The organism is Lentzea californiensis, from assembly GCF_024648825.1.
Taxonomy (GTDB): Bacteria; Actinomycetota; Actinomycetes; order Mycobacteriales; family Pseudonocardiaceae; genus Lentzea; species Lentzea californiensis.
Window position 1 is genome coordinate 224026 of record NZ_JANBBE010000008.1, and the last position, 26498, is coordinate 250523.

Genomic DNA, 26498 nt, shown 5'->3' on the forward strand with positions numbered 1-26498 from the left:
ACCTCGATAGAGTCCCCGGCCATGACCGAGCCGGAAAGATCTTCGAAGGGTGCTGACGTCCGCACCGTTTTGCAGGCCGCACTGCTCGTACTGGGCACCGGCATGACGTTTCTCGACGGTTACGTGCTCTGGGGTGGCGGCGGCATCGTCACCGCGGTGTTCGTGGCCGGGATCTTCCTGTTCTGCTACTGGTCGATCACCAAGGAGAAGCCGTCCACCAACGGCCGCATCATCGGGCTTGCGGTGTGTGTTGCCGTGACGCTGCTCGTTTTCCTCTCAGTGACGCTGTAAGCCCGATCAGACCCGTGCCCACGCCCAAGCCCGCGATCGAGATGAGCATCGCGGGCACCGGCAGGCTCATGGCGAGCAGCACCGAGAGGCCGAGCCCGAGGCAGGCCGTGCGCATGGGCCACGTGCGGTCGTTCTGCAGCAGCACCCGGGCCGACGCGTTCGTGAAGGCGTAGTAGAACAACGTCCCGGAGGCCGCCACGCCCAGCGCCAGCCCCAGTGGCATCAGCACGACGGCGAGCGCCGAAGCGACGACCACGACGAGCGACAGCGCGCCGGGCTTGAGGCGGGTCGGCAGGTCGCCGTCCTCGGCCAGCCCGGTGAGCGTGCGGTGCGCGGACGCGAGGACGAAGTGCAGCGCGGCCACACCGGCCACCGCCGCGGCGACCTGCACCAGCGGCACCAGCGCGGCCGAGTCGGCCGCGACGAGCGCGTCCCGCAGCGGAGCCGGCGACAGCGCCAGGCGCGCACTGCCGAGCTGGCGGAGCACGCCCGCGCCCACGGCCAGGTAGACGGCGAACGACAGTCCGATCAGGACCGGGATCGCGATCCTCAGCACGGCCGGCGAGTGCGGCTGCTCGCCGCGGTGCGGTGCGGTGACGCGTTCGAAGCCGGCGAACGCCATGAACATCAGGCCGGCGACGCCGACGAGCTCGTTGACGGTGCCCGCCTCCCCCGCCGACGGCACGGGCGCGATCGAGAAGCTCGCCGCGACGACCAGCGCCAGCACGCCGAGCAGGACCACCGACACCAGCACGCTGACACCGGTGGTGAAGCGGAAACCGGCCGCGCCGAGCAGCGCCGTCGCGACGACGAGGGCGAGCGCGCCGATCATCGGCTGGTCCGGCACCACGTAGGCGCCGAACATCAGGGCGACGGCCGCGGCCATGGCGCACCGGCCCAGCAGGTGTGCACTCGCCGTCATCCTTGCGGGCCACACGCCGAGCTGCGCACGTACGTATCCGTAACCGCCGCCGATGTCCGGATAGGCCCGGGACTGGTCGGCGGTGGAGAAGGCGGAGCACAGGGCGGCGAGCGCGGAGATGGCCAGCGCCGGGAGCACCCACCAGCCCGCAAGGCTTGCGGCAGGGGCGAATCCGGCGAAGACCCCCGCACCGAGCACCGCGGGAAGACCGAGCGCGACCGTCGTGACGATCTCGCGAGGCGTGTGGGTCACGGGTACACGTTCTCAGATGCGGCATCCGGCCGTAACCACCCGGTCGACTGACGCGTGAAACGGGCGAATCGCCACTGTGCGCAACTGTCAACGTCACGGATTGCGGCGATCGTGGCGGGGCTGGGCATTGGTGGGACAGTCCGACCTTTAGCATGAGTCACGATTCCGAGCCTCGCCCGCAACAACCCTGGAGCAGCACGTGACAGCCCCGAAGCTGGCCCTCACCGAGGGTGACCTGAGCACCACCGCCGCGGACGCAGTCGTCGTGGGCACCCTGCAGGGTGCGGACGGTCTGGAGCTCGCACCCGGTGCCGAAGCTGTCGCCGCCGCGTTCGACGGCGCGCTGCTCGACGTGCTCGGCACCCTGCGCGCGTCCGGCAAGGCCGACGAACTGGTGAAGGTGCCGACCTTCGGCAAGATCGCCGCCCCGCTCGTGCTGGCCGTCGGCCTCGGCAAGACCGCCGGCGAGGAGCAGGTGCGCCGCGCGTCCGGTGTCGCCGCCCGCGCGCTGGGCGGCAAGAAGCGCGCGATCAACACGCTCGCCGCCCTGCACGTCGGTGCCGCCGCCGAGGGCACGCTGCTCGGCGCCTACTCGTTCACCGAGTACAAGTCCGACAAGGGCGAGGGCCCGGTCGTGAAGGTCGACCTGCACGCCGCCGGTTCCAAGGAGAACAAGGCCGCGCTGAAGGCCGCCGTCGCGATCGCCGAGTCCGTCGCCATCGCGCGTGACTTCATCAACACGCCGCCGAACGACCTCTACCCCGCCTCGTTCGCCGCCCGCGCGGAGAAGCTCGCCACCGCGGCCGGCCTCGACGTCGAGGTCCTCGACGAGAAGGCGCTGAAGAAGCAGGGCTTCGGCGGCATCCTGGGCGTCGGCGTCGGTTCGACCCGCCAGCCGCGCCTCGTGCGCATCTCGTACAAGGGCACGAAGGCCGTCAAGAAGGTCGCTCTGGTCGGCAAGGGCATCACGTTCGACACCGGCGGCATCTCGATCAAGCCGGCCGCGGGCATGGACGAGATGACCTCGGACATGTCGGGTGCCGCCGCGATCGTCGCCACGATGGTGCTCGCCGCGAAGCTCAAGTACCCGCTGGAGATCATCGCGTCGATCCCGATGGCGGAGAACATGCCGTCCGGTGACGCGTACCGCCCCGGCGACGTGCTGACCATGTACGGCGGCAAGACCGTCGAGGTGCTCAACACCGACGCCGAGGGCCGCCTGATCCTGTCCGACGCCATCGTGCGCGCGTGCGAGGACGACCCGGACTACCTGATCGAGACCGCGACGCTGACCGGCGCGCAGGTCGTGGCCCTGGGCAAGCGCACCTCGGGTGTCATGGGCTCGGACGAGTTCCGCGACCGCGTGGCCGCCATCGGCACCGCCGTCGGCGAGTCGGCGTGGGCCATGCCACTGCCCGAGGAGCTGCGCGCGGACCTCGACTCCCGCCTGGCGGACCTCGCGAACGTCACCGGTCACCGGTGGGGCGGCATGCTCGCGGCCGGCCTGTTCCTGCGCGAGTTCGTGGCCGAGGGCGTGCAGTGGGCGCACATCGACATCGCCGGCCCGGCGTTCCACACGGGTGGGCCTTACGGCTACACCTCGAAGGGCGGCACCGGTGTTCCGGTGCGGACCATCGCGGCCGTGCTGGCGGACATCGCGGCCAACGGCTGAGTCCTGCTTCTCACGGAACGGGCGGAGATCCTTTGGATCTCCGCCCGTTCGGCGTTCTCAGGGCCACGGGAGCACGGTCAGCGTGGGCCATTGGGCTCGCCACCTGCTCGTTTTGGTCTCGTAGACGTGGCGCGGAGCCACCACGGGATTGGGTCGCACGACGAGGTTGAACACGTCCGCGAGACCGTGCGGCGCGTAGACCCGCCACCGCCCGTCGGGTTCCGACCGGATGCCGACGCAACACGTGGTGGCGGCGAACGAGTCGATGGCCGCCTCCGTCGAGTCGTGGGGCGGGCAGGGCACCCCGAACTTCTCCTCGTACCAGAGGTGGACGCGCGCCTCGTTGCGGATCTCGACGGTCGCGGGCACGCCGGCGAACCGCTCCCGGCCCGCTCGGATGACCACGTCCTCGGCTTCCCAGGACAGGTCGGACGCGTCGAAGTAGAACAGGTCGTAGTCGAGGACGCCCTCGGCGGCGGGCCGGCCGGTCATGACGTTCCACACCGTCTGGAACACGCATCCCGCCGTCAGGTACCAGCCCGGCAGGCACAGCTCGGCCGCTCCGGCGAGGACGTCGGTCAGCACCTCGTTGCGCCCGAGGACGTCCCGCAACGCCTCGGCCTGTTCGTCGACGGGCAACCGGCCGGGTCTCATCCGAGTCCCAAGTAGACGATCATGGTGCACAAAGGAGCGCTCACCCGAATTCCTTGTTCCACGGAGGGAATGAGTGCCGGATTCCAGTCCGATGTGGACTGTTGCCGACAGCCCGGCGAGAGAGGAGGATTTCCACATGGGGACGCATCACTACGAGGCCGACGTCGTTTGGACCGGGAACACCGGGAGCGGCACTTCCGGGTACAACTCCTACGAGCGCGCGCACGAGGTCCGGATCGAGGGCAAGGAGACGATCCTCGGGTCGTCCGACCCGTCGTTCCGGGGTGACCGCGGCCGCTACAACCCCGAGGAACTGCTGGTCGCGTCGCTCTCGCAGTGCCACATGCTCTGGTACCTGCACCTCGCGTCGACCAACGGCGTCGTCGTGACCGGCTACCGCGACCACGCGACCGGCACGATGGCCGAGCACCCGGACGGGTCCGGGCGGTTCACCGAGGTGCTGCTCAACCCCGTCGTGACCGTCGCGGACCCCGCCACCAAGGAAACGGCGCAGGCGTTGCACGAGAAAGCGCACTCGCTGTGCTTCATCGCGGCGAGCGTCAATTTTCCCGTGCGGCACGAACCGACCGTGGAGTTCTAAAGATCGCCCGAGGCTTTTTTGCGCGCGGTGTAGTCGCGCATGCGCTTCGGGTAACCCACGATGCCCGCGTCGTAGATCGGCATGCCGAGTTTGCGCGCGAACGACCTCGCGGCGTCCGGTGACGCGACTCGGCGGCGGGTCCACTCCCCGTCGTGAGCGACCAGGACCACAGTGGTTTCGGTCACCGTGGTCTTCGGCTCCACATAGGCCTCGACGCCGTGACGGCTCTTCGTCCACTGTTCGAGATGGCTCGTGTCCTGGCCTGAGGCGGTGCGTAACACACCTGGGCGTGGCTTCCTGCGGAAACGATCGAACAGCCCCATCGAGCACCTCCTGTGCTTCCCTGCACCATGGTGCCAGGTAAGGGTGTTATGAGTAGGTGAATGATCAGCATCGGGCATGGTGTCGGATGCCGGATCACCACGGTCCGGCAACTAGTGACAAGATGGCCGCGTACCTCGCGCGCACCCGCGCGTAGTAAGTAATCCCGAGGAGATCCGAAGTGACTTCGCCGGAACTGGAGTCGGCCACCAACGCCGATCTCGTCATCCTCGGCGGTGGTTCAGGTGGCTACGCCTGCGCGTTCCGCGCGGCAGAGCTCGGCCTGTCCGTCGTCCTGGTCGAGAAGGACAAGCTGGGCGGCACCTGCCTGCACCGCGGCTGCATCCCGACCAAGGCGCTGCTGCACGCGGCCGAGGTCGCGGACAACGCTCGCGAGGGCGACCAGTTCGGCGTGAAGAGCTCGCTCGAAGGCATCGACATCGCCGGCGTCAACTCGTACAAGGACGGCGTCGTCTCGCGGCTCTACAAGGGTCTGCAGGGTCTCGCGAAGGCCAACAAGGTCACCTTCGTCGAGGGCGCGGGCACGTTCGTCGGCCCGAACACCGTCGAGGTGAACGGCCAGCGCTACGTCGGCAAGAACGTGGTCCTCGCGACCGGTTCGTACGCCCGCAGCCTCCCCGGCCTGGAGATCGGCGGCCGGGTCATCACCAGCGACCAGGCGCTCAACCTGGACTTCATCCCGGAGAAGGTCGTCGTCCTCGGCGGCGGCGTCATCGGCGTGGAGTTCGCGAGCGTGTGGCGTTCGTTCGGCGCCGAGGTGACCATCGTCGAGGCCCTGCCCCGCCTGGTCCCGGCCGAGGACGAGTACGCCTCCAAGCAGCTCGAGCGCGCGTTCCGCAAGCGCGGCATCAAGTTCAAGACCGGCGTGAAGTTCACCGGCGCCACCCAGTCCGACGCGGGTGTGTCGGTCACGCTGGAGAACGGCGACGTCCTCGAAGCCGACCTGCTGCTCGTCGCGGTCGGCCGCGGCCCGAACAGCGCGGGTCACGGTTACGAGGAGGCCGGCGTCAAGATCGACCGCGGCTTCGTCGTCACCGACGAGCGCCTGCGCACGAACCTCCCGAACGTCTACGCCGTCGGCGACATCGTGCCCGGCCTGCAACTCGCGCACCGCGGGTTCCAGCAGGGCATCTTCGTGGCCGAGGAGATCGCCGGCCAGAACCCGAAGGTGATCGACGAGGCGGGCATCCCGCGCGTCACCTACTGCAAGCCCGAGGTCGCCTCCGTCGGTCTCTCCGAGGCCGCCGCCAAGGAGAAGTACGGCTCCGCCGAGGTTTTCGTCTACGACCTCGCGGGTAACGGCAAGAGCCAGATCCTCAAGACCGCCGGTGGCGTGAAGCTCGTCAAGGCTCCCGACGGCCCGGTCGTCGGCATCACCATGGTCGGCGAGCGCGTCGGCGAACTCATCGGTGAAGCACAGCTGATCTACAGCTGGGAGGCTTACCCGGAAGACGTGGCTCCGCTGATCCACGCCCACCCGACCCAGACTGAAGCCCTCGGCGAGGCGTTCCTCGCCCTGGCCGGCAAGCCGCTGCACGTGCACGGCTGACCGTTCCCCACACAAAGTCAGCCACACGAGAGCACGAGGAGTCAGCGAACAATGGCCTTCTCCGTCCAGATGCCCGCACTCGGTGAGAGCGTCACCGAGGGCACGGTCACCCGGTGGTTGAAGCAAGAAGGCGACCGGGTCGAGGTGGACGAGCCGTTGCTCGAGGTGTCCACCGACAAGGTCGACACCGAGATCCCGTCCCCGGCGGCCGGCGTCCTGCAGAAGATCGTCGCGCAGGAGGACGACACCGTCGAGGTCGGCGGTGAGCTCGCGGTCATCGGTGACGGCGACGCCGCACCGTCCGAGCCCGCGCCCGCCCCGGCCCAGGAGTCCGCTCCCGAGCCGCAGCAGACGCAGCCTTCCGCGCAGCCGTCCGAGGAGGCTCAGGAAGCTCCGGCTCCCGAGGCCCCCGCCCAGTCCGGCGGCTCGGCCGAGGGCACCGACGTCACGATGCCCGCACTCGGCGAGTCCGTCACCGAGGGCACCGTCACCCGCTGGCTCAAGCAGGTCGGCGACAGCGTCGAGGTCGACGAGCCGCTGCTCGAGGTGTCCACCGACAAGGTCGACACGGAGATCCCGTCGCCGGTCGCGGGCACGCTGCTCGAGATCAGCGCCGGTGAGGACGAGACCGTCGAGGTCGGCGGCAAGCTCGCCGTCATCGGTTCGGGCAGCGCGGCTCCGGCCGCCGCTCCCGCGCAGGAGTCCAAGCCCGAGCCGAAGCAGGAGTCCGCCCCGGCCCCGGCTCCGAAGCAGGAGTCCGCACCTGCTCCGCAGCAGGCCGCCCCCGCGCAGCAGGCGGCTCCGGCCGCTCCGGCTCCGCAGGCCGCGCAGTCCACTTCGGACGACGCGAACGGCGCGCCGTACGTCACCCCGCTCGTGCGCAAGCTCGCGTCGGAGAACGGCATCGACCTGGGCTCGCTCAAGGGCACCGGCGTCGGTGGCCGCATCCGCAAGCAGGACGTGCTGGCCGCCGTCGAGGCCAAGAAGGCCCCGGCTCCCGCGCCCGCCGCCGCTGCTCCGGCCGCCGCTCCCGCCTCGCGCACCTCGGCTCCGGCCGCGGTCGACAACTCGGGCAAGCGCGGCACCGTGCAGAAGCTCCCGCGCCTGCGTCAGATCGTCGCGCAGCGCACGCGTGAGTCGCTGCAGGGCTCGGCCCAGCTCACCCAGGTGTTCGAGGTCGACGTGACCAAGATCGCCCGGCTGCGCAACCAGGCCAAGAAGGCGTTCGAGGCTCGCGAGGGCGCGAAGCTCACGTTCCTGCCGTTCTTCGCCAAGGCCGCCATCGAGGCCCTCAAGGCCCACCCGGTGCTCAACGCGTCGATCGACGAGGAGCGCAAGGAGGTCACCTACCACGGTGCCGAGCACCTCGGTCTGGCGATCGACACGGAGCGCGGCCTGCTCAACGCCGTGATCCACAACGCCGGTGACCTGAACCTGTCGGGCATCGCCCACAAGATCGGTGACCTGGCGGCGCGCGCCCGCTCGAACAAGCTCACGCCCGACGAGCTCGCCGGCGGCACGTTCTCGCTGACCAACCTCGGCAGCAACGGCGCGCTCTTCGACACCCCGATCATCCAGCAGCCGCAGGTCGGCATCCTGGGCGTCGGCGTCGTCAAGAAGCGCGCGGTCGTCCTGACCGACGAGGACGGCAACGACACCATCGCGATCCGCTCGATGATGTACCTCGCGCTCACCTACGACCACCGCCTGGTCGACGGTGCCGACGCGGGCCGCTTCCTCACGACGGTCAAGAACCGTCTCGAGGAGGGCGCGTTCGAGGCCGACCTCGGTCTCTGAACGCCTGAGCGGTGCTGATCTCCGGCACATCGGAGATCAGCGGAACGTATGACCTGAAGGCCACCCCGGTTTGCCGGGGTGGCCTTCGGCACATCCTGGGTCGGATGTACCGGGAGTGGCTGTGCACGCGGTGCGTGAGTGGGGAACGATCTATCTATGCGAGTCGTCATCGCGGGATCGTCGGGCTTGATCGGAACGAGCCTGGTGGCGTCCATGCGCGCCGCCGGCCACGAGGTGCTGCGGCTGGTGCGCCGCAAATCCGCCGCGCCCGACGAACGCGGCTGGGACCCGTACGCCGGACGCATCGACGACGGAACGTTCGAGGGCGCCGACGCCGTCATCAACCTGTGCGGTGCGGGCATCGCCGACAAGCGGTGGGACGACGCGCGCAAGCAGGTGCTGCACGACAGCCGGGTCGTGCCGGCCGAGGTGCTGTCGGCGGCCTGCGTCGAGCACGGGGTGCCGGCGCTGGTCAGCTCGTCGGGCGCTCATTTCTACGGCGACACCGCGTCGCGCCTCGTGGACGAGGAGGCGCCGGGCGGCCACACCTTCATGTCACGGCTGACCCAGGACTGGGAGGCGGCGACGTCCGCGGCGCAGGCGGGCGGCGTGCGGGTCGTGCTCATGCGCACCGCTGTCGTCATCTCTCCGTCGGGCGGTGTGTTCGGCCGGTTGAAGCCGGTGTTCCAGTTCTTCCTCGGCGGCAAGCTCGGCAGCGGTGAGCAGTACTTCCCGTGGGTGTCGCTGGACGACGTCGTGTCCGCCTACCGGTTCGTCGTCGAGCACGAGGAGGTCAGCGGGCCGGTGAACGTCGCGGGCCCGGCTCCGGTGACGAACGCCGAGTTCACCAAGGCCGTCGCGACGGCCCTGAGCCGGCCGGCGCCGTGGACGGTGCCGGCGTTCGCGCTCAAGACGTTGCTCGGCGGTGAGATGGCGCAGGAACTGCTGCTCAGCGGTCCGGGCCTGACGCCGAAGGTGCTGGAGCGGCACGGGTTCCACTTCCTGCACCCCACGCTGCCGGCGGCCCTGAACGCGGCGGTCGCATGACGCGTGCGGTGGCGGCGGCGCTGGTCATCTCGTGGGTCCTGCTGGGGCTCCCCGAGACGACGAGCCTCGACGTGTGGGTGCACGACGGGCTGCCGCGACCCGAGTGGCTGCGCGCGACGGCGTTCGTGGTGAGCCTGGTGCTCGGGCCGACGATCGGGTGGGCGTTCGCGGCGGTGCTGTTCGTGCTGGCCTGGCGGCGGCGCGACCCGCGGTTGTGGAAGGCGCTGGCATTGCACGCGCTGTGCTGCGCGACCTTGCTGACGCGGTTCCTGTTCGACCGCGTCCGGCCCGTCGAGTACCACCTGCCGAGCTATCCGAGCGGGCACACGGTGGCGGTCGCGTCGGTCGGTTTCACGATGGTCGTGCTGCTGAAGCGCGGTGTGCTGTGGGCGGTGCTCGCGGTGCTGGTGGCGGGGTTCGCGAGGATCGTCCTGCAGATGCACTGGGTCACCGACGTCATCGGTGCCGTGCTGGGTGTGACGGGCGTCGGACTCTTGGCGGCCATGCTCCTGGGGTTGGTAACGTCGGGTCGTGAACTCGTGCCGGACCTCGTCAGACCCCGTCGTCATCCGTGAGCTGGGGCTCATCGACTACATGGCGGCGTGGGACCTCCAGAAGGAGATCGCGGAGGCGCGCGCGGGCGGCACCAGCCCGGACACCCTGCTGCTGCTCGAACACCCGCCCGTCTACACCTGCGGCCGGCGCACCCTCGACGAGGAGCGCCCGCGCGGTGGCGGCACCCCGGTCATCGACGTCGACCGCGGTGGCAAGATCACCTGGCACGGCCCGGGCCAGCTGGTCGGCTACCCGATCGTCAAGCTCGCCGATCCGATCGACGTCGTGGAGTACGTGCGGCGCGTCGAGCAGGGCCTGATCGACGTGTGCGACCGGCTCGGCGTGCACACCGGCCGGATCGAGGGCCGCAGCGGCGTGTGGCTGCCCGCCGACGACCGGGGCCCGGAGCGCAAGGTCGCCGCCATCGGCATCCGAGTGCAGCGCGGCGTGACCATGCACGGCTTCGAGATCAACTGCAACGCGAGCCTCGACGCGTTCGGCGACATCATCCCCTGCGGGATCAAGGACGCGGGCGTCGCTTCCCTCTCGCACGAACTGGGCCGCGACGTCACCGTCGCCGAGGTCCTGCCGCTCGCCCGTGACGCTGTGCTCGCGGCCCTCGACGGAACGCTCCCCCTGACGGACCGCACTTTGGCCCGCACTGGCCCCGTCGCTCCGGGTATCACCTTCGCTAGCATTCCGTAGCCCCGCGGCGGGACCAGCGGCGTCTCCCGGGGGAATTCGGAGGAGGGTGCGTCGTGAGGTTGTCCCGACGCCAGTTGTTCACGGCTGCCGGTGTAGCGGCGCTGGCAGGCGGAACGAGTTCGACCGGGCCGGTGGCGGCGGCCGCTCCCGTGCGGACGTGGAGCGGTGAGATCCAGGTCGGCGACTGGGAGCAGTACTACCTCGGCCTGGACGGCGGAGCGCACCAGAAGGCACTGAGCGCGCTGGGCATCGCCCATCGCGACGGCGTCCGTGCCGACGAGCAGTACCTGGCGGTGCCGGTCGAGTCCGTCCGGCGGGCCGCGCTGGAGTTCGGCGACCACGCGGCCGCCGACGTGCTGCGGGCCCGCTTCGACCTCGACTCCCCGTCGATGCTCGGACGCGGGTTGAAGCTGGTCCTCGGGCAGGACGGGCTGGAGGAGCGCTACTTCGACGAGCCCGGCCTCCAGCTGCGCTACATCGGATACCGGCGGCGGTTCGCGAACCACGTCCTGCCGATGCCGTCAGCAGTGCGCAAAGCGCTCGCCTGATATCCGAGTACGCGACAGATCAGAGCTGGGGTGCCACGTCCGACGCGATCTCGGTGATGTGGTCGAGGTCGGCCAGGTCCAGGGTCTGCAGGTAGACGCGCTGGACGCCGGTCGCCTCACGCCACGCGCCGATGCGGTCGGCGACCTCCGCCGGGGAGCCGGCCAGGCCGTTCTCCCTGAGTTCGGCGACCTCGCGGCCGATGGCGGCGGCACGGCGGGCGACGTCGGCGTCGGTGCGGCCGACGCACGCGACGAGCGCGACCGAGCGGGTGATCTCCTCCGGGTCGCGGCCGATCTCCTCGCACGCGGCGTCGACGCGGGCGAACTGCTCGACGGCGGCGTCGATGCCGACGAACGGCAGGTTGAACTCGGTGGCGTAGGACGCGGCCAGGGCAGGCGTGCGCTTGGCACCCATGCCGCCGATCAGCACCGGGACGCGCTCCTGCGCCGGCTTCGGCAGCGCGGGCGAGTCGGTGAGCGTGTAGTGCTTGCCCTCGAACGAGAAGGTGCCGCCGACCGGGGTCTCCCACAGGCCGGTGATGATCGCGACCTGTTCCTCGTAGCGGTCGAAGCGCTCCCCCAGCGACGGGAACGGGATGCCGTACGCGTTGTGCTCGGCCTCGTACCACCCGGCGCCGATGCCGAACTCCACGCGGCCGCCCGACATCTGGTCGACCTGGGCGACGCTGATGGCCAGCGGTCCGGGGTGGCGGAACGTCGCGGCGGTCATCAGCGTGCCCAGGCGGATCGTCGACGTGTCGCGGGCGAGCCCGGCGAACGTGATCCACGGGTCGGTCGGGCCGGGCAGTCCGTCGCCCGAGCCCATCTGGAGGTAGTGGTCGGAGCGGAAGAAGGCGCCGTAGCCGGCGTCCTCGGCCGTCCTGGCCACCCGGAGCAGGTCGTCGTAGCTCGCCCCCTGCTGGGGCTCGGTGAAGATGCGCAGTTCCACGAACCTGAATCTAGTCCGAGGAAAAGCGTGGTGCAGGAACGGCTGCCCCTTCGGTGGTGAACACGCCGCGGGCGACCAGGTGCGGATGTGAGGCCGCCTCCTCCAAACTCAGCACCGGGGTCACACAGGCGTCGGACGAGGCGAACACCTCCGACCACTCGTCGCGCGTGCGGGTCAGGAACGCCTCGGCGAACGTCTTGCGCAGCAACGGCCAGGAGTCGCGGTCCATCTGCTCGGGCAGGTCCGCGGCGGTCAGCCCCAGTCCGGCCAGCAGCAGGGCGTAGAACTGCGGCTCCAGCGACCCGACGGCGACGGACCCGCCGTCCGCGCACTCGTAGATCGAGTAGAACGGGCACCCGCCGTCGAGCAGGTTCGAGTCCGGCGCGTCCTCCCACACCGACTGCGCCTTCATCGACCAGATCATCTGCGCGAGCGACGCCACGCCGTCGACGATCGCCGCGTCGACGACCTGGCCGAGGCCGGTGCGCTGCCGCTCCCACAGCGCCGCCAGCACGCCCAGCACCAGGTAGAGCGAGCCGCCGCCGAAGTCGCCGACCAGGTTCAGCGGCGGCTTGCCGATCGCGTGCAGCACGCCGGTGACCGACAGGTAGTTGATGTCGTGCCCGGCGCGCTGGGCCAGTGGGCCGTCCTGGCCCCACCCGGTCATCCGCGCGTAGATCAGGCCGGGGTTGACGGCCAGGCAGTCGGACGGCCCGAGGCCGAGCCGTTCCAGCACACCGGGGCGGAAGCCCTCGATCACCACGTCGGCCGACGAGATCAGCGCCAGCACCGCGGCCCTGCCGTCCGCGGACTTCAGGTCGGCGGACACCGAACGCCTGCCGCGCAACAGGAAGTCGCGGGAGGCGTCCGGCACCACGGACAGCCCGCCGGACGGGCGTTCGACGCGCACGACCTCCGCGCCGAGGTCCGCCAGCAGCATCGCGCCGTGCGGCCCGGGACCGATGCCGCCGAACTCGACGACCTTCAGCCCGTCCAGAGGCCCCATCAGGCTTCTGCGGAGGCTTCGAACGACAGGCGCGGGGTGAAGATCGCGCCCGTGGACTCGGCCAGGCCGCGCATGGCCTTGGCGTGGTTGCCGAAGTCCGGGTGGGCCAGGGCCGCGCGCAGGGCGTCGGCGCTCTCCCACAGCGCGATGTTGATGTACGACGCCGGGTCGTCCAACTGCCGCGAGAGCGTGTACTGGATCAGGCCCGGCTGCTCGCGCAGGAAGGCGGCCGTCTCGTCGAAGGCCTTCTCGAACTCCTCGGGGTCACCGGTGAGCGTGAAGCGGTTCAGGAAGGTGATCATGAGAAAGCTCCTCAAAACGGTGTCAGACTGGGGAAAACTCTGCCCACCGCCTCTTGAGACGTGCTCAAGGAACGCCCGCCAAGCTTTTCCGCATGCGCATCATCGATCTGTCTTCCCACATTGACGCATCCGCGTACGAAGCGGACCCGGTGACGCACGAGGTGCTCACGGCCGCCCAGGGTGCCGAACACATGGCCGAGCAGCTCAAGGCGCGGCTCGGCATCGAGTTCGACGTCTCCGTGCTGCGGGACTCCGAGTTCCTCACGCTGGACCGCATCAGCCTCACCTCCCACACCGGAACGCACGTCGACGCGCCGTCCCACTACGGCTCGAAGACCACGTACGGCAACGGAATCCCCCGCCACATCGACGAGATGCCGCTGGAGTGGTTCCACAACCCCGGCGTGAAGCTCGACGTCCGAGGCCACGGCACCGGCGTCATCGGCGTGGAGGTGCTGGAGAAGGAGTTCGCCCGCATCGGCTACACGCCGAAGCCGATGGACATCGTCATCCTCGACACCGGTGCCGCCGAGCACGCGGGCACCCAGACCTACTTCACCGACTACACCGGACTCGACGGTCCCGCCACGAACTTCCTGCTGGACCTCGGGGTCAAGGTGATCGCCACGGACGCGTTCAGCCTCGACGCGCCGTTCCCGGACATCGTCAAGCGCTACCTGGCGACCAAGGACGAGAGCGTGCTGTGGCCCGCGCACTTCGCCGGCCGCGACCGCGAGTACTGCCAGATCGAGCGCCTGGCGAACCTGGACGCGTTGCCGGACTTCGGGTTCACCGTCGTCGCGTTCCCGGTCAAGATCAAGGGCGCCGGCGCGGGCTGGACGAGGGCCGTCGCCCTGCTCGACGACTAGTGCTCAAGTGAGAGCTGAATCACCGTACTTACCTTCGTAGGTATGGAAAACAGCGATTGGCCACCGGAGAACGAAGACCACATCGTCCGCGGAATCGACTGAGCACCGCCAAAGGGCCGCCCTTCCCCCAGGAGAGTTCAACTGGGAGAGGGCGGCCCTTTTATGTCGCGGTCAGACCAGACGAGCGCGAGCGGCGTCGATGGTGTCCGAGGAGTCCAGCAACGGCAACACCTGCGACGCACCGGACCGCACGGCCTTGGTGCGGCGCGCGAACGACGTCAGGGTCTGGCCGGGTCCGGCCTCCACCAGCAGCACGTCGTACATCGCCACGAGCTCGTTCAGCGCCGGTCCGAAGTAGACGGCGTCGGTCAGCTGCCGGGTCCAGAAACGCGCGGACAACGCGTCCTCAGGAGTCATCAGCTTGCCCGTGTAGCCCGAGTACAGCGGCATCTGCGGCGCCCGAGGAGAAGCACTCCACGACGCCAGTGCCTCGTCCACGGCGGGCTGCATCGCCGGGCTGTGGAACGGCGTCGACGCCGGCACCGTCACGACGATGTACTCGTCGGCCTCCAGCCGTGCCCGCACCCGTGACAGCGGCTCGTCGGACCCGGCCAGCATCGTCTGCCGGGCCGAGTTCACGGCGGCGATCGCGACGTCGCCTTCCAGGTACGGCAACAGATCGGCCTCGGAAGCCGCGGCGGCCAGCATGCCGCCGGACGGGATCGGCACGGCCGAGAGCACCCGGTCCCGCACCAGGGACACGGCTTCCTCCAGCGTGAACACGCCCGCCAGCGTCGCCGCGACGACCTCACCCGCGGAGTGCCCGATCAACGCGACGGGCTTGACGCCCCAGGACAGCACGGTGCGTCCCAGCGCGTAGTCGACCGCGAACAGCAACGGCTGCGCGCGGGACACGTGGTCAATGTCGGCACCGGAGAGCCAGTCCTCGCACGCGACCGACCCGACCTCGCCGAACAGTTCGAACACCTCGTCGATCACCGAGGTGAACACGGCATCCGTGCCGTACAGGGACGCCGCCATCCGCGGGTACTGCGATCCCTGACCCGGAAACATCAGTGCTACGTCCACAACACGCCTCCAGAAACGGCTCAAGGCCGTGAAGGGAACACCTTCACGGCCTTGAGGCACATGACATCTACCTGTACTCGCGGACCACCATGGCGGAGTTGTAGCCGCCCTTGCCGCGCCCGAGCACCAGCGCGGCCTTGATCTTGCCGTGCCGCGCCTCGTTCAGCACGAGGTCGAGCTCGTACTCCGGCACGACGTTCTCGACGTTGACGGTCGGCGGGATCGCGCTCCAGTAGATGGAGAGGATCGCCGACGCCACGTCCAGGGAGCCACCACCGGCGAACAGACGCCCGGTCATGGTCTTCGGCGCCGTCACCGGCACGCCGTACGGCCCGAAGATGCCCTTGATCGCCTCGGCCTCGGCCTTGTCGAGCTCGGGGATGCCCGCCGCGTCGGCGAACACCACGTCGATCTCGGAGGCGTCCATGCCGGCGTCGCGCAGCGCCAGCTCGGCCGCCCGCTTCAGACCCGGTTCCCGGGACGGCATCTTCGAGTCGAACGTCGCGGCGTACCCGACGATCTCACCGTAGATGCGCGTACCCGGACGCCCTGCCGCCGACTCGGGAGTCTCGACGACCATGATCGCGCCACCCTCTCCCGCGACGTACCCGGAGGCGTCGCGGTCGAACGGCAGGTAGGCGCGCTTCGGGTTGTTGTTGCGGGACAGGCAACCCGACGCCTGGTGCGCCACCCACGCCCACGGGCAGAGCGACGAGTCCATGCCGCCGGTGAGGGCGAGCTGGACACCCTTGCGCAGCTGGCGCCGGGCGTGACCGATGGAGTCGATGCCACCGGCCTGCTCGGACACCACCACCGCGCCGGGACCACGCGTGCCGTGCCGGATGGAGATCTGGCCGGTGTTGACCGCGTAGAACCACGCGAACGACTGGTACGCCGAGACGTACTCCGGACCCTGGTGCCACAGCTTCTGCAGTTCGCGCTGCCCGAACTCGTACCCGCCGGCGGTCGCCGCGGTGATCACCGCGATGTCCGTGTCGGGGATGTCGTTCGGCTGCACACCCGCACCACGCAACGCCCAGTCCGTGCCGACCAGTGTCAGCCGCGTCATGTGGTCCGTCTGCGGCAGCAGGCGACCCTGCAGGTGCCGCCCTGCCTCGAAGCCAGGCACCTCACCGGCGATCTTCGCCCAGTAGTTCGCGCTGTCGAACCGGGTGATCGGCTTGATCGCCGCCTCCCCGTGCAGGGTCGCCCGCCAGTACGCGGTCGGCCCCAAACCGTTCGGCGACGCAATGCCGATTCCCGTCACCACCGCCCGAGTCACCGGCCTGCCCCTTCCACCTTTTTGAGCACCATCGCGCTCTGGAATCCACCGAAGCCACTGCCCACGGTCAGGAGGGTGTCGACCTTCTTCTCACGCGCCACCAGTGGCGTGTAGTCGAGGTCGCACTCGGGGTCCTGCTCGTGGAGGTTCGCCGTCGGCGGGATCAGGTCCTGCTCGAACGCCAGCAGCGAGCCGACGATCTCCAGCGAACCGATCGCGCCCAGCGAGTGCCCGATCATCGACTTGAAGCCGGAGACCGGGGTCTTGTAGGCGTGCGCACCCAACGAACGCTTGAAAGCCGCCGTCTCGTGCAGGTCGTTCTGCTTGGTGCCCGACCCGTGCGCGTTGATGTAACCGACGTCCGTGGCATCCGCACGCGCCTGCTTCAGCGCGATGTTGATGGCGTCGGACATCTCGATGCCCTCGGGGTGCAGGCCTGTCATGTGGTAGGCGTTGCACCGCGAGGCGAAGCCGGCGACCTCACCGTAGATGTGGGCACCGCGAGCGCGGGCGTGCTCCAGCTCCTCGAGCACGATGATCGCGCAACCCTCGCCCAGCACCAGGCCGTCGCGGGTCTTGTCGAACGGCCGGCACGCCGTTGTGGGGTCGTCGTTGCGGGTGCTGGACGCACGGATCACGTCGAAGCACACCACGGTGATCGGGGAGAGCGGGGCCTCGGTGCCGCCGGTGACGACGACGTCCGCGGAGCCCTCCATGATCAGCTCGGCGGCGTAACCCACCGAGTCGAGACCCGAGGTGCAGCCCGTGGAGACCACGGAGACCGGTCCCTCGGCGCCCACAGTCCACGCCAGCTCCGTCGCCATCGAGGACGGCGTGAAGTAGTCGTAGAGGTGCGGGACGGCGTAGGACTGGTCGACCTCCCAGTACTTGCCCCGGTCGGAGCCGACGATGAACTCACGCTCCAGCGAGGTCGTGCAGCCGACCGCGGTGCCGAGCGAGACACCGATGCGGCCTGGGTCGAGCTGGTCGAACTCGATGCCGGAGTCGGACATCGCCTCACGACCCGCGACGACCGCGAACTGCGCGGCCCGGTCGAGACGGCGGATCTCCTGCGGCGTCAAGCCTTCGCGCACTGGATCGAAATCTGCTTCCCCCGCCATGCGGGAGCGGTACGGAGACGCGTCGAAGTGCGTGATGTTGCGAGTCGCCGTACGCCCTTCGGACAGCAGTTTCCAATACGCCTTCGTTCCGATGCCACCAGGTGCGACCACGCCCACCCCGGTGATGACGGCGCGACGACTCATCGGACACCTCCAATCGCCTTCTGTGCGGACACGGTCTGCTCCAATCTCGGACAGGGCACGGGAGCGATACCTGTCTCTGCCGAATGAACCGATGGTGAATCGGCCCGATCGAGGCCACCTCGAACGACGGCGTAGGACCCCTGTACGAGTCCCGCCCCCGCATCGGCAGCGAACAGCTGTTTCGCGGCCGTTCCTCCGTCGTCGTGACATCCAAATCCAAGGGGTACACCGGTTTCCGCGACCGACGCGACGATCTCGCCGATCTGGTCCGGCCACAGCTTTCCCGCTGTGTCGTGCAGCAACACGGTTTCCGCCCCAGCCTCCGCGGCTGTCAGCACGACCTCCAAAGCGTGTTCGGGGTCGATCAGCCAGCCGTCGAAGAAGTCCCGCGCCTCGACGACCACTCGTCGTTCGGCGCGCACGAGTTGACGCACGGCTTCCCGGACCACCGAGATGCCGTGCCCTTGGACGACCACCGCCACCGCGGGGGTTTCCGCGGCCAGCAGTGCGGTCAGGTCCTCCGCACCGCCCGAGGCGATGAGGGTGGCGATCCGCAACCGGAGTTCGATCGCCGCCCGGTGGTAGAACGACCGGGCGGGTCTGCCTCCGTCGACGAACGCGACTCCGAGCGCGTCGAGGCGCCGCGCCGCGACCAGTCTGTCCGAAATGGACAGGCTGGTGCGACGCAGCGAGATGTCGTAGAGCTTCATCTAGAACCCCGACAGCAGTACTCGGGAAGCCTCGATCTCGTAAGCGCAGTGCCCCACTTCCGAAGGGCAACCCTTGCGCTGGTGCTCGACCGCGGCTTTCTCCAGGTACATGGAGACCACGTAAAGTCCGTTGCGGCTTGCAGCGCGTGCTGCGGCGGTCAACAAGTCCGCGCCACCCAACCCCATCGCGTCACCTCATCCGTTCTCGGCGAATTCCTTCGCGTGCCGGAGCGTCGTGAGGCTGTTCGTGCCCAGCGCGTGACGGATGAGCTCGCGAGCGCGCTCGATCGTCCCGTCCGCCCCCAGCACGTCGGGGATGACCTCGGGCCGGATGACGACGGTGTGGTGCGACGTCGCCTCGATGCCGGCCTCGATGCCGTCTCCGATGTCCCTGAACGTCCACCGGCCGACGTGCGCCGCCATGATCGGAGGCGTGTGCGTCTGCTTGTAGACGATGCCGTCGTACGGGGTGCAGACCCGCACCGAGTGCGTGGTGTGGATCGACCCGTCCGGGCTGCGCGTGTCCATCTCCATGGACTGCACGCCGGTGACGGCTTCCGTGAGGTCCAGCCGCGCGACGTGCGGCAGGCGTTCCGGCCACAGGTCGGAGCGGTACAGGAACTCGTAGACGTCCTTGCGGCTCGCGTGGATCGTGATGCTGTCCGAGAACGACAGCACCAGCTTGTCGTAGTCGTCGCCGTACTCGGCCGCCCGCTTGAGGGCGGCGAGCTCGGCGTCGCTGTTGTTGTTGACGGCGTTCAGGATGAGGTCGACCGCCTCGGGCTGCGCCGCGGTGAAGTGGTGGAGCAGATCGACCCGCGTCGCCGAATCGGCGATCGGGACGATCCGCCACTCCCCACCCATCGTCTTCACCGGGGCGGCCGAGCGCTCCTGCTCGAACTTGATGTGCAGGTTCGCCGGGTCGAGCTCTCGCCGGGACGTCCACGTGCGCACGTCACCGTTGGCGAACGCGTGCAACCGCAACCGCTCCGTCGAGCCGTCCCGTTCGAACACCTCGGCCTGAACCGTGGGTCCGAAGATGTACGGCCAGGTCGTCACGTCCGCGACCAGGTCGTACACCACCTTGGCGGGAGCCCCGATCATGACCGTGTGCGTGGTGGTGTGCGTCATGTCCGTCTCCGTATCCGAGTCGCCGGCGTCAGGCCGCGATCTGTCCGTTGACCTTGTCCAGCAGCTGACGCGGCGTCTCGATGTACGCCAGCTCGTCGTCGGAGATGGCGGCACCGTGCTTGCGCTTGATCAGCGCGACCGTCTCCAGCAGGGCGAGGGAATCGAAGCCCAGCTCGAGGAACGGGAGGTCGAGAATGTCCTGGCCCGGCTTGAACGAGTCGTCGTCGCCCGCGGCCTCGTTGAGGATCTCTTTGAGGCCCTCGATGGTCAGTGCGCTCACGGCTAGCTTCCTTTCCTCCAGCGGGCGGTTTCCGCGCGCCCACGACTGAGGTTGTCACCGCGCACCTGTAAGTCACTGGAGAGATTCTCGAAGAAAGCGTTGCCCTGCAAGCAAAAACGGCCCGCGCCACAGTGTGGCGCGGGCCGTTGGAGCTTCGATCTAAGCCAGAAGGCGTTGCAACTGACGAGTTTCGGCGCTGTCGAGGCGCGGATCAGACGTCAGGATCGCGTGCTGCAGTGACTGCAGGCGCGACGACGGCTCGACGCCGAGCTCCTCGATCAGGGTGTTGCGCAGGGCTTTGAACGAGTCGAGCGCCTGCCACTGCCGGCCCGCGCGGAACAGCGAGATCATGTACTGCGCGCACAGGTTCTCGTTCATCGGGTTCTGCACGGTGAGCACGGACAGCTCGCTGAGCAACGCCTTGTGCTTGCCCATCCGCAGCTCGGCGTCGATGCGTGCTTCGAGCACGCCCAGCCGTGCCTCTTCCAGGCGCACGATCTCGATGCCGAGCGGCATGCCGGGCCGCACGTCCACGACCGCGGCACCGCGCCACATCTCCAGCGCCTGGCGCAGCAGCCGGGAGGCCGAGGCGTAGTCCTCGACGTCGTAGGCCTGCTGGCCCGCGCGGGAGAGGCGTTCGAACTCGTGCACGTCGACGGCCTCCGCCGGCACGTCGAGCAGGTAGCCGCCGTACCGGGTGACGAGCACTTCCTTGGCCTCGCCCTCACCGGACGTCGCCAGCGCGTCGCCGATGAGCTTGCGCAGCTGCAGGATGTAGGTCTGCAGGGTGGTGCGGGCGCTGCGCGGCGGGCGGTCGCCCCACAGCTCTTCGATCAGCGTGGGAACGGACACCACCTGCCCGGAGTGCAGCGCGAGCAGCGCCAGGATCTGCCGTGGCTTGGCCGCGGTGGGCGTCACCGAGCGACCGTTCACCTTGGCCTCGACGGGCCCCAGGACCTTGATCTGCATCGCGACCCCTCCTTCGGTTCCGAGCACGGGATTAGTCTGCTCGGCCCAACGGCGCGGCGTTAGTGCACAGGCCATCGATGTCAGGTGAGTTCTGCCCGTGCCGGGTATGAAAACTTCATACGAAGGCGCATTAGCCGGTAACTACCGATCCATTAGCGCTGGTCCGCATCATTACCCACAACAAATCACACGCAAACATCGGAGCTGAACATGTACCCCACCGTCACCGTGGAGCACTTGTCTTCCGTCACCACCACCACAGACGACTCCGACGACATGAAGATCTACCAGTTCGACCGTGAGGCCTCGATGGACTGGCTGTTCCCGTGGGGCTGGTCGACCATCACCGGCTCGGGCAAGGCGTGCGCCGCCTACGACGAGGTCCTCGCGGCATGAGACCCGAACTGGCCGAACCCGGCGAACAAAGAATTGGGTTCAAACGCCATCTCCGCCCGCAGATCGTGCACGGCGAGGCCGTTTATCTGATCGGCGAGTCAGGGGTCACCGCGATCCAGGGCTCCCACGTCGAGGCATTGGCACCACTGCTCGACGGCACCAGGGACCTCACGGCGCTGCTGCGGGACGTGCCCGCCGGCCTGACCGCGGACAGGGTCGAGCGGATGCTCACCCGGCTCGCCGCGGCGGGACTGATCGGCAGGCGCGGCACGGAGGACGGTTCGGCCACGACCGAGGCCTCGCTCGCGTACTGGGACGCGGCGGGTCTCGACCCCGCGGACGCGGTGGCAGCGACAACGACGTCGCTGGTCTCCGTCGTCGCGATCGGCGACATCGATCGCGACGCGCTCGCGGAAACCCTGCACCGCAACGGACTCACGGTCACCTCGGGGAGTGGTGACCTGACGGTCGTGGCGTGTGCGGACTACCTGGAGCCAGAGCTCCGTGCCATCGACGAGGCGCACCGCGCGTCCGGCACGCCGTGGTTGCTGGTCAAGCCGGTCGGGGCGCAGGTCACCGTCGGCCCGTTCTTCACCCCCGGCGACGGCCCGTGCTGGCGTTGCCTCGCCACCCGCTTGTCCGCGAACCGGACGGCGGAGGCGCACGTGCGGGCGCGGTGCGGGCAGAAGGGCCCGGCTCCCCGCCCACTCATCGGCCTGCCGTCGCTGCACGCGATGGCGGTGGAGATCGCGTCGGTCGAGGTGGCCAAGTGGCTCGCCGGCCTCCGGCACGAGACCCAGCGCTCCATCTGGAGCTACGACAGCCTGAGCATGAAGGTCACCCAGCACGAGGTGCGGCACCGTCCGCAGTGCGGCGGTTGCGGTGACCAGGAAGTTGTCGCGCGCAGAGCGTTCGAGCCGGTCGAACTCGCGAGTCGCGTGAAGCGCTCCTGCGACGGCGGCGGGCACCGCGCGTCGCCGCCGCAGGAGGTGCTCGACGAGTACCGCCACCTCATCGGCCCCGTCACCGGGGTCGTGCGGGAGATCCGCCGGGCGGAGGGTCCCGCGTTCTTCAACTCCTACCGCTCCGGCGCGAACATCGCGGCGGGCGGCGAGGGCATCGAGGGTCTGCGTTCGGCGTTGCGCGCGGACACCGGCGGCAAGGGCGTGACCGCGCTCGACGCCGAGGTCGGCGCGCTGTGCGAGGCCGTGGAACGCCGCAGTGGCGCGTTCTTCGGCGAGGAGGCCCGCGTCAGCGGCAGCTTCACCTCGCTGGGCGACCGCGCGATCCACCCCGACTCCGTGCAGCAGTACCACCCGCGCCAGTTCGAGACCCGCGACGAGTGGAACGCCCAGCACGCCGACTTCCAGTACGTCACCACGCCGTTCGACGAGCACGAGGTGATGGACTGGACCCCTCTGTGGTCGCTCACCGAGCAACGCCACAAGTTCCTGCCCACCGGCATGGTCTACTTCGGCGCCCCCTGTCCGCCGAGCATCGTGTCGAACTCCAACGGCTGCGCGGCCGGCAGCAGCGTCGAGGACGCCGTCCTGCAGGGGCTGCTGGAGCTCGTCGAACGCGACGCCGTCGCGATCTGGTGGTACAACCGCACACCCGTGCCCGGCATGGACCTCGACTCGTTCCGCGACCCGTGGATCAGCGAGCTGCGTCAGGTGCACGCGGGCCTCGGCCGCGAGGTGTGGCTGCTGGACGTCACGTCGGACCTCGGCGTGCCGACCATGGTCGCGATCTCGAGACGGACCGCCGGTGAGCGGGAGGACATCATGCTCGGCTGCGGCTCGCACCTGGACCCGCGGCTCGCGGCACGCCGGGCGCTCACCGAGCTCAACCAGTGCATGCCGATGGTGTGCGGGCCGATGGACCTCGGCACGTTCGACGTCGACATGCGGCGCTGGTTCGAGACGACGAAGCTGGTCGAGCAGCCGTGGCTCGCGCCCGACCCGTCCGTGCCACCGCGGGAGGCGTCCCACCACGGCTACCTGTTCCGCCACGACCTGACCGACGACGTCCGCGCGCTCCAGCACGCACTGGAGCAGCGCGGGATGGAGGTTCTCGTGCTCGACCAGACCAGGCCCGACATCGGACTTCCGGTCGTGCGGGTGGTGGTGCCGGGGCTGCGACACTTCTGGTCGAGGTTCGCTCAAGGGCGCCTCTACGACGTGCCCGTACAAATGGGGCGACTGACCCGCCCCAGACGATACGAAGAGCTCAACCCGATCCCGCTGTTCATGTGATGCTCACCTGCCAGAGCGGAGGCGCCGTGGTGCCCACGCAGTCGCACATCCCGGCCGGGCGGCCGCTGTGGTCGTTGCTGGAGGACGCCTTCGTCGACGAAGGCGTCGAGCACCTGACCGTGCACGGCAGATGGGGTGCGATCGAGATCGCGGACACGAGCCCGCTCGTGCGCGAGGCGTTGCACCGCATGAGCCTCGGACCGGTGGCGCTGGAGAACATCTCCGCCCTGCACGACAACTTCGTGCGGTGGAAGACCGGCTCCGGCCCGTGCCTGATCTGGCGCAAGCTCAAGAACACGCTCGACCAACTGGGTGGTTGTGTCGTGCCGTCGCTCGGCCTGAACGACGGCGCCGGTCCGATCCTCTCGGTCGTCGCCGTCACGCGTGACGCCGTGTTCGCGTTGCCGCCAATCGAGGAGGACGCGGTCGTCACCATCCGGCCGCGCACCGAGATCGAGCGCCTCAACGGCGACCAGGCACTCGCCTGTCCCGGCCTTTCCTACCAGGTGATCCTGCACAGCGCGCCCGCGACGGAGATCGCGAAGTCGTTGCTGCACACCGAGAGCACGATCGCTCAGGTGGCGGAGTCGTTGCAGGTGGAGAAGACGCTGGTCGGAGATGTCATCGCCTATCTCGCGGGGGCGGGACTCGTCGTCGTCCGGGAGTGTTGAGCCGTCGCCATGTTGCTCCGATCGCGGATCGCAAAACGCGAGAAATCCCAGGATGCGCCCGTATCATGGCCGCGTCCCGACCCTCGCGTGGGAGCTGCTGCTGTGACGCAACGACTGGAACGTTCCTCGGTCTCCCGTCGTTTGGCGTACGTAGTCATCAGCGTGGTGTTCGCCAACTACCTCGGCAACGCCTTCTTCTACGTCCTGCAGGTGTCGGCGACGTTCCCGCGGATCGCGGCCTCGCTCGCCTGCCTGCTCACCATCGGGTACCTGCAGCTGCGGGTGTTCTCACGGCCCGGCGCCGACCTGCGCTCGAGCCGGGCGTACCTGGCGCTGGGCGCGATGGTGCTGCTGGTCTACGTGCCGATGCCGTTCTTCCCCGCCGCCTGGCCGGGCATGCCGGGGTTCCTCGCGGGCAGCGCGTTGCTCGTGCTGCCCAACCGGGTGCGCTGGCTCGCGTTCGGCGCGGTCGTGCTGAGCAACGGCCTGATCCAGTCGTTCTACGTGCCGACGCTGCCCCTGATCGGGCAGGCCTACTACGTGGTGGGGGCGACGGTCTCCGGCCTCGTCGTCTACGGCCTGTCCCGGCTGCCGACGCTGGTGCGCCAACTGGAGACCGCGCGGTCCGAACTGGCCGAGCTGGCCGTGTCGCAGGAACGGCTGCGGTTCGCCCGCGACCTGCACGACCTGCTCGGGTTCAGCCTCTCGGCGATCACGCTGAAGGTGGAGCTGGCCCGCAAGCTGATCGGTGAGCACACCGACAGGGCGTTGCGCGAGCTCGCGGAGATCCTCGGCATCGCCCGCGAGGCGCTGACGGACGTTCGTGCGGTCGCGTCGAGCTACCGCGAGCTGTCGCTGTCCGAGGAGATCGAGTCCGCTCGGTCCGTGCTGACGGCGGCCGGCGTCGCCGCGACGATCGAGACCTGCCACCCCGACCTGTCGCCCCGGTCGAGGACCGTGCTCGCCACCGTGCTGCGCGAGGGCGTGACGAACCTGCTGCGGCACAGCAACGCCACCCGGTGCGCGATCACCATCCGCGGCACCGACGAGCTGGTGTCGATCGACATCGTCAACGACGGCGCGCCGGCGGAGGTCTCGGCCGACCGCGGCAGCGGCCTCACCAACCTCGCCACCCGCACCACCGCGATCGGTGGCTCCCTGCTCGCGCAGACCGCTCCCGGCGGCACGTACCGGCTGCACGCCGAGATACCCGCCGACTCGGAGCCGGAGAAGAAGCCCGCGCCGGGGGTGCGCACGGCACGTCCGGCGATCGCCACGACGTTCGCGCAGGTGCTGCTCACCTCGGTGGTGATCGGGTACCTCCTGACGACGACGATGCTGGTGCTCAACGAGTACGCCCGCATCGGCGCGACCGGGATAGTGCTGACCGCGGCCGGCGTCGTCGGCACGGTCGGACTCGTGCTGGGAGTGGTGAGCAGGCCGCGGATCCGGCTGAGCCTCGCCCAGCGCTGCTGGGTGCTCGGAGCCATCGCCGCGTTCGTGTACGTGCCCCAGCTGGTCTACGGCGACCCCTACCTCGGCCTGACGGGCTTCCTCGCCGGGTCCGCGGCCCTGGTGCTGCCGTCCCGCGTGGGCTGGCCGGTGTTCTTCGCGGTCGTCGCCTCGCAGGGCGTCATCTTCGGGGTGAACGGGTTCGACGCGGTCGAGATCGCCTACGGCGTCATGGCCGCGATGAACCACGGCCTCGTGCTGTACGCGTTGTCCCGGCTGCGGTCGATGGTGACCGAGCTGCACGAGGCGCGGGAGGAACTGGCGACCGCGGCGGTGACGCAGGAGCGGTTCCGGTTCGCCCGCGACCTGCACGACCTGCTCGGCTACAGCCTCTCCGCCATCACGTTGAAGAGCGAGCTCACCCACCGGCTCGCCTCGATCGACCCCGGCCGGGCCCGCCAGGAGCTCACCGAGGTGCTGGAGATCTCCCGGCAGGCGCTGGCGGACGTGCGGTCGGTGGCGCTGAGCTACCGCGAGCTGTCCTTCGACGAGGAGACCCAGTCGGCGCAGGCGCTGCTGTCCGCGGCCGACATCGAGGTGACGGTCCGCATCGACGCGTGCGACCAGCTGCCCACGGACGTGAAGGTGACGCTCGCGACCGTGCTGCGCGAAGGCGTCACGAACCTCCTGCGGCACAGCAAGGCCGAGCACTGCGAGATCGTGCTCTCCAGCTCGAGGCACCTGGTCACGATGGACATCGTCAACGACGGGATCCCCTCGATCGAGCGGAGGTCCCGCGACGGCAGCGGCATCGGCAACCTGACCACCCGCGTCCGCGCCCTCGGCGGCGACCTGCACGCCGGGCTCACGCCCGAGCACACCTACCGGTTGCGCGCCGAGATCCCGCTGCCGTTCAACTGAGGCCCCCGCGGAACGG

General features: G+C 69.3%; 27 protein-coding genes. 14 read left to right on the plus strand and 13 right to left on the minus strand.

Annotation, left to right across the window (positions count from 1 at the left end; genetic code table 11):
• Window positions 1-21 precede the first annotated feature (21 nt).
• Window positions 22-291 carry a hypothetical protein gene (locus LX88_RS27865; protein ID WP_258950745.1) on the plus strand — a complete coding sequence of 90 codons (270 nt, stop codon included), beginning with the start codon at window positions 22-24 and terminating at the stop codon, window positions 289-291.
• On the opposite strand, the gene LX88_RS27870 is transcribed toward LX88_RS27865, so the two are convergent.
• Window positions 230-1465 carry an APC family permease gene (locus LX88_RS27870; protein WP_258950746.1) on the minus strand — a complete coding sequence of 412 codons (1236 nt, stop codon included), beginning with the start codon at window positions 1463-1465 and terminating at the stop codon, window positions 230-232. The two genes, LX88_RS27865 and LX88_RS27870, sit on opposite strands and share 62 nt — an antisense overlap.
• A 199-nt stretch (window positions 1466-1664) precedes the next feature.
• Between LX88_RS27870 and LX88_RS27875 the strand changes: the two genes are divergently transcribed.
• Window positions 1665-3137, plus strand: a complete 1473-nt coding sequence (locus tag LX88_RS27875) for a leucyl aminopeptidase (protein WP_258950747.1) — start codon at window positions 1665-1667, stop codon at window positions 3135-3137.
• A 57-nt stretch (window positions 3138-3194) separates the two neighbouring features.
• On the opposite strand, the gene LX88_RS27880 is transcribed toward LX88_RS27875, so the two are convergent.
• Window positions 3195-3791, minus strand: coding sequence for a nucleotidyltransferase family protein (locus LX88_RS27880; protein ID WP_258950748.1), 597 nt, complete (start codon window positions 3789-3791; stop codon window positions 3195-3197).
• Between the two features lie 136 nt (window positions 3792-3927).
• On the opposite strand from LX88_RS27880, the gene LX88_RS27885 reads away from it, so the two are divergent.
• On the plus strand, window positions 3928-4392 hold the full coding sequence (locus tag LX88_RS27885; protein WP_258950749.1) for an OsmC family protein: 465 nt from the start codon (window positions 3928-3930) through the stop codon (window positions 4390-4392).
• On the opposite strand, the gene LX88_RS27890 is transcribed toward LX88_RS27885, so the two are convergent.
• Window positions 4389-4715, minus strand: a complete 327-nt coding sequence (locus LX88_RS27890) for an oxidoreductase (protein ID WP_030474592.1) — start codon at window positions 4713-4715, stop codon at window positions 4389-4391. The genes LX88_RS27885 and LX88_RS27890 overlap by 4 nt on opposite strands.
• A 179-nt stretch (window positions 4716-4894) precedes the next feature.
• Between LX88_RS27890 and lpdA the strand changes: the two genes are divergently transcribed.
• The 6 genes from lpdA (at window position 4895) to LX88_RS27920 (ending at window position 10935) form a co-directional block, all read left to right on the plus strand.
• On the plus strand, window positions 4895-6283 hold the full coding sequence (gene lpdA, locus LX88_RS27895; protein WP_258950750.1) for a dihydrolipoyl dehydrogenase: 1389 nt from the start codon (window positions 4895-4897) through the stop codon (window positions 6281-6283).
• A 51-nt stretch (window positions 6284-6334) separates the two neighbouring features.
• On the plus strand, window positions 6335-8080 hold the full coding sequence (gene sucB / locus LX88_RS27900) for a 2-oxoglutarate dehydrogenase, E2 component, dihydrolipoamide succinyltransferase (protein WP_258950751.1): 1746 nt from the start codon (window positions 6335-6337) through the stop codon (window positions 8078-8080).
• A 156-nt stretch (window positions 8081-8236) separates the two neighbouring features.
• Entirely contained in the window at window positions 8237-9127 is an 891-nt protein-coding gene (locus LX88_RS27905; RefSeq protein WP_258950752.1) for a TIGR01777 family oxidoreductase, read from the plus strand.
• Complete coding sequence (locus tag LX88_RS27910; protein WP_258950753.1) at window positions 9124-9702, plus strand: phosphatase PAP2 family protein; 579 nt, start codon at window positions 9124-9126, stop codon at window positions 9700-9702. Before LX88_RS27905 ends, LX88_RS27910 begins: the two co-directional genes overlap by 4 nt.
• Entirely contained in the window at window positions 9659-10387 is a 729-nt protein-coding gene (gene lipB / locus LX88_RS27915) for a lipoyl(octanoyl) transferase LipB (RefSeq protein ID WP_258950754.1), read from the plus strand. The genes LX88_RS27910 and lipB overlap by 44 nt, the downstream gene beginning before the upstream one ends.
• Window positions 10388-10440: 53 nt before the next feature.
• The gene (locus tag LX88_RS27920; RefSeq protein ID WP_258950755.1) at window positions 10441-10935 is read left to right on the plus strand and encodes a hypothetical protein; all 495 of its coding nucleotides are present in this window, start codon (window positions 10441-10443) and stop codon (window positions 10933-10935) included.
• A gap of 19 nt (window positions 10936-10954) precedes the next feature.
• Here LX88_RS27920 and LX88_RS27925 read toward each other — a convergent pair whose 3' ends face one another.
• From LX88_RS27925 to LX88_RS27935, 3 genes are read right to left on the minus strand one after another with little or no spacing between them, the layout of a single operon-like run.
• A complete protein-coding gene (locus LX88_RS27925; protein WP_258950756.1) occupies window positions 10955-11884 on the minus strand; it encodes an LLM class F420-dependent oxidoreductase in 930 nt (309 codons plus the stop codon).
• 10 nt (window positions 11885-11894) lie between these two features.
• Window positions 11895-12893, minus strand: coding sequence for a CaiB/BaiF CoA transferase family protein (locus LX88_RS27930; RefSeq protein ID WP_307791351.1), 999 nt, complete (start codon window positions 12891-12893; stop codon window positions 11895-11897).
• Complete coding sequence (locus LX88_RS27935; protein ID WP_258950757.1) at window positions 12890-13192, minus strand: antibiotic biosynthesis monooxygenase family protein; 303 nt, start codon at window positions 13190-13192, stop codon at window positions 12890-12892. Before LX88_RS27935 ends, LX88_RS27930 begins: the two co-directional genes overlap by 4 nt.
• 92 nt (window positions 13193-13284) lie before the next feature.
• Between LX88_RS27935 and LX88_RS27940 the strand changes: the two genes are divergently transcribed.
• Window positions 13285-14061, plus strand: coding sequence for a cyclase family protein (locus tag LX88_RS27940; RefSeq protein ID WP_030474582.1), 777 nt, complete (start codon window positions 13285-13287; stop codon window positions 14059-14061).
• 171 nt (window positions 14062-14232) lie between these two features.
• Here LX88_RS27940 and LX88_RS27945 read toward each other — a convergent pair whose 3' ends face one another.
• From LX88_RS27945 to LX88_RS27975, 7 genes are all read right to left on the minus strand, one after another.
• A complete protein-coding gene (locus LX88_RS27945) occupies window positions 14233-15150 on the minus strand; it encodes an acyltransferase domain-containing protein (protein ID WP_258950758.1) in 918 nt (305 codons plus the stop codon).
• Between the two features lie 67 nt (window positions 15151-15217).
• Window positions 15218-16432: a ketosynthase chain-length factor gene (locus LX88_RS44385; protein WP_258950759.1), complete on the minus strand. Its 1215-nt coding sequence runs from the start codon at window positions 16430-16432 to the stop codon at window positions 15218-15220.
• A complete protein-coding gene (locus tag LX88_RS27955; RefSeq protein ID WP_030474579.1) occupies window positions 16429-17697 on the minus strand; it encodes a beta-ketoacyl-[acyl-carrier-protein] synthase family protein in 1269 nt (422 codons plus the stop codon). Before LX88_RS27955 ends, LX88_RS44385 begins: the two co-directional genes overlap by 4 nt.
• Window positions 17694-18407: a hydroxymethylglutaryl-CoA lyase-like TIM-barrel protein gene (locus LX88_RS27960; RefSeq protein ID WP_258950760.1), complete on the minus strand. Its 714-nt coding sequence runs from the start codon at window positions 18405-18407 to the stop codon at window positions 17694-17696. Before LX88_RS27960 ends, LX88_RS27955 begins: the two co-directional genes overlap by 4 nt.
• A 195-nt stretch (window positions 18408-18602) precedes the next feature.
• On the minus strand, window positions 18603-19538 hold the full coding sequence (locus tag LX88_RS27965; RefSeq protein ID WP_030474576.1) for an aromatase/cyclase: 936 nt from the start codon (window positions 19536-19538) through the stop codon (window positions 18603-18605).
• Window positions 19539-19566: 28 nt separating this feature from the next.
• Complete coding sequence (locus LX88_RS27970) at window positions 19567-19818, minus strand: acyl carrier protein (protein WP_090070953.1); 252 nt, start codon at window positions 19816-19818, stop codon at window positions 19567-19569.
• Window positions 19819-19977: 159 nt separating this feature from the next.
• Window positions 19978-20787: an AfsR/SARP family transcriptional regulator gene (locus LX88_RS27975; RefSeq protein ID WP_258950761.1), complete on the minus strand. Its 810-nt coding sequence runs from the start codon at window positions 20785-20787 to the stop codon at window positions 19978-19980.
• A gap of 210 nt (window positions 20788-20997) precedes the next feature.
• Between LX88_RS27975 and LX88_RS27980 the strand changes: the two genes are divergently transcribed.
• The 4 genes from LX88_RS27980 (at window position 20998) to LX88_RS27995 (ending at window position 26482) form a co-directional block, all read left to right on the plus strand.
• Window positions 20998-21183, plus strand: coding sequence for a hypothetical protein (locus LX88_RS27980; protein WP_258950762.1), 186 nt, complete (start codon window positions 20998-21000; stop codon window positions 21181-21183).
• On the plus strand, window positions 21180-23438 hold the full coding sequence (locus tag LX88_RS27985; RefSeq protein ID WP_258950763.1) for a TOMM precursor leader peptide-binding protein: 2259 nt from the start codon (window positions 21180-21182) through the stop codon (window positions 23436-23438). Before LX88_RS27980 ends, LX88_RS27985 begins: the two co-directional genes overlap by 4 nt.
• Window positions 23439-23464: 26 nt before the next feature.
• Entirely contained in the window at window positions 23465-24109 is a 645-nt protein-coding gene (locus tag LX88_RS27990; protein WP_258950764.1) for a hypothetical protein, read from the plus strand.
• A gap of 102 nt (window positions 24110-24211) precedes the next feature.
• Window positions 24212-26482: a sensor histidine kinase gene (locus LX88_RS27995; protein ID WP_258950765.1), complete on the plus strand. Its 2271-nt coding sequence runs from the start codon at window positions 24212-24214 to the stop codon at window positions 26480-26482.
• Window positions 26483-26498 lie beyond the last annotated feature (16 nt).

Bases quoted from the DNA above. Each gene is read 5' to 3' on its own strand.
- LX88_RS27910 (WP_258950753.1), top strand. From the start codon at position 9,124: ATGACGCGTGCGGTGGCGGCGGCGCTGGTCATCTCGTGGGTCCTGCTG.
- LX88_RS27965 (WP_030474576.1), bottom strand. From the start codon at position 19,538: ATGACGCACACCACCACGCACACGGTCATGATCGGGGCTCCCGCCAAG.
- LX88_RS27880 (WP_258950748.1), bottom strand. From the start codon at position 3,791: ATGAGACCCGGCCGGTTGCCCGTCGACGAACAGGCCGAGGCGTTGCGG.
- sucB (WP_258950751.1), top strand. From the start codon at position 6,335: ATGGCCTTCTCCGTCCAGATGCCCGCACTCGGTGAGAGCGTCACCGAG.
- LX88_RS27935 (WP_258950757.1), bottom strand. From the start codon at position 13,192: ATGATCACCTTCCTGAACCGCTTCACGCTCACCGGTGACCCCGAGGAG.
- LX88_RS27985 (WP_258950763.1), top strand. From the start codon at position 21,180: ATGAGACCCGAACTGGCCGAACCCGGCGAACAAAGAATTGGGTTCAAA.
- LX88_RS27975 (WP_258950761.1), bottom strand. From the start codon at position 20,787: ATGCAGATCAAGGTCCTGGGGCCCGTCGAGGCCAAGGTGAACGGTCGC.
- LX88_RS27940 (WP_030474582.1), top strand. From the start codon at position 13,285: ATGCGCATCATCGATCTGTCTTCCCACATTGACGCATCCGCGTACGAA.
- LX88_RS27905 (WP_258950752.1), top strand. From the start codon at position 8,237: ATGCGAGTCGTCATCGCGGGATCGTCGGGCTTGATCGGAACGAGCCTG.
- LX88_RS27890 (WP_030474592.1), bottom strand. From the start codon at position 4,715: ATGGGGCTGTTCGATCGTTTCCGCAGGAAGCCACGCCCAGGTGTGTTA.
- LX88_RS27865 (WP_258950745.1), top strand. From the start codon at position 22: ATGACCGAGCCGGAAAGATCTTCGAAGGGTGCTGACGTCCGCACCGTT.
- LX88_RS27980 (WP_258950762.1), top strand. From the start codon at position 20,998: ATGTACCCCACCGTCACCGTGGAGCACTTGTCTTCCGTCACCACCACC.
- LX88_RS27960 (WP_258950760.1), bottom strand. From the start codon at position 18,407: ATGAAGCTCTACGACATCTCGCTGCGTCGCACCAGCCTGTCCATTTCG.
- LX88_RS27955 (WP_030474579.1), bottom strand. From the start codon at position 17,697: ATGAGTCGTCGCGCCGTCATCACCGGGGTGGGCGTGGTCGCACCTGGT.
- LX88_RS27885 (WP_258950749.1), top strand. From the start codon at position 3,928: ATGGGGACGCATCACTACGAGGCCGACGTCGTTTGGACCGGGAACACC.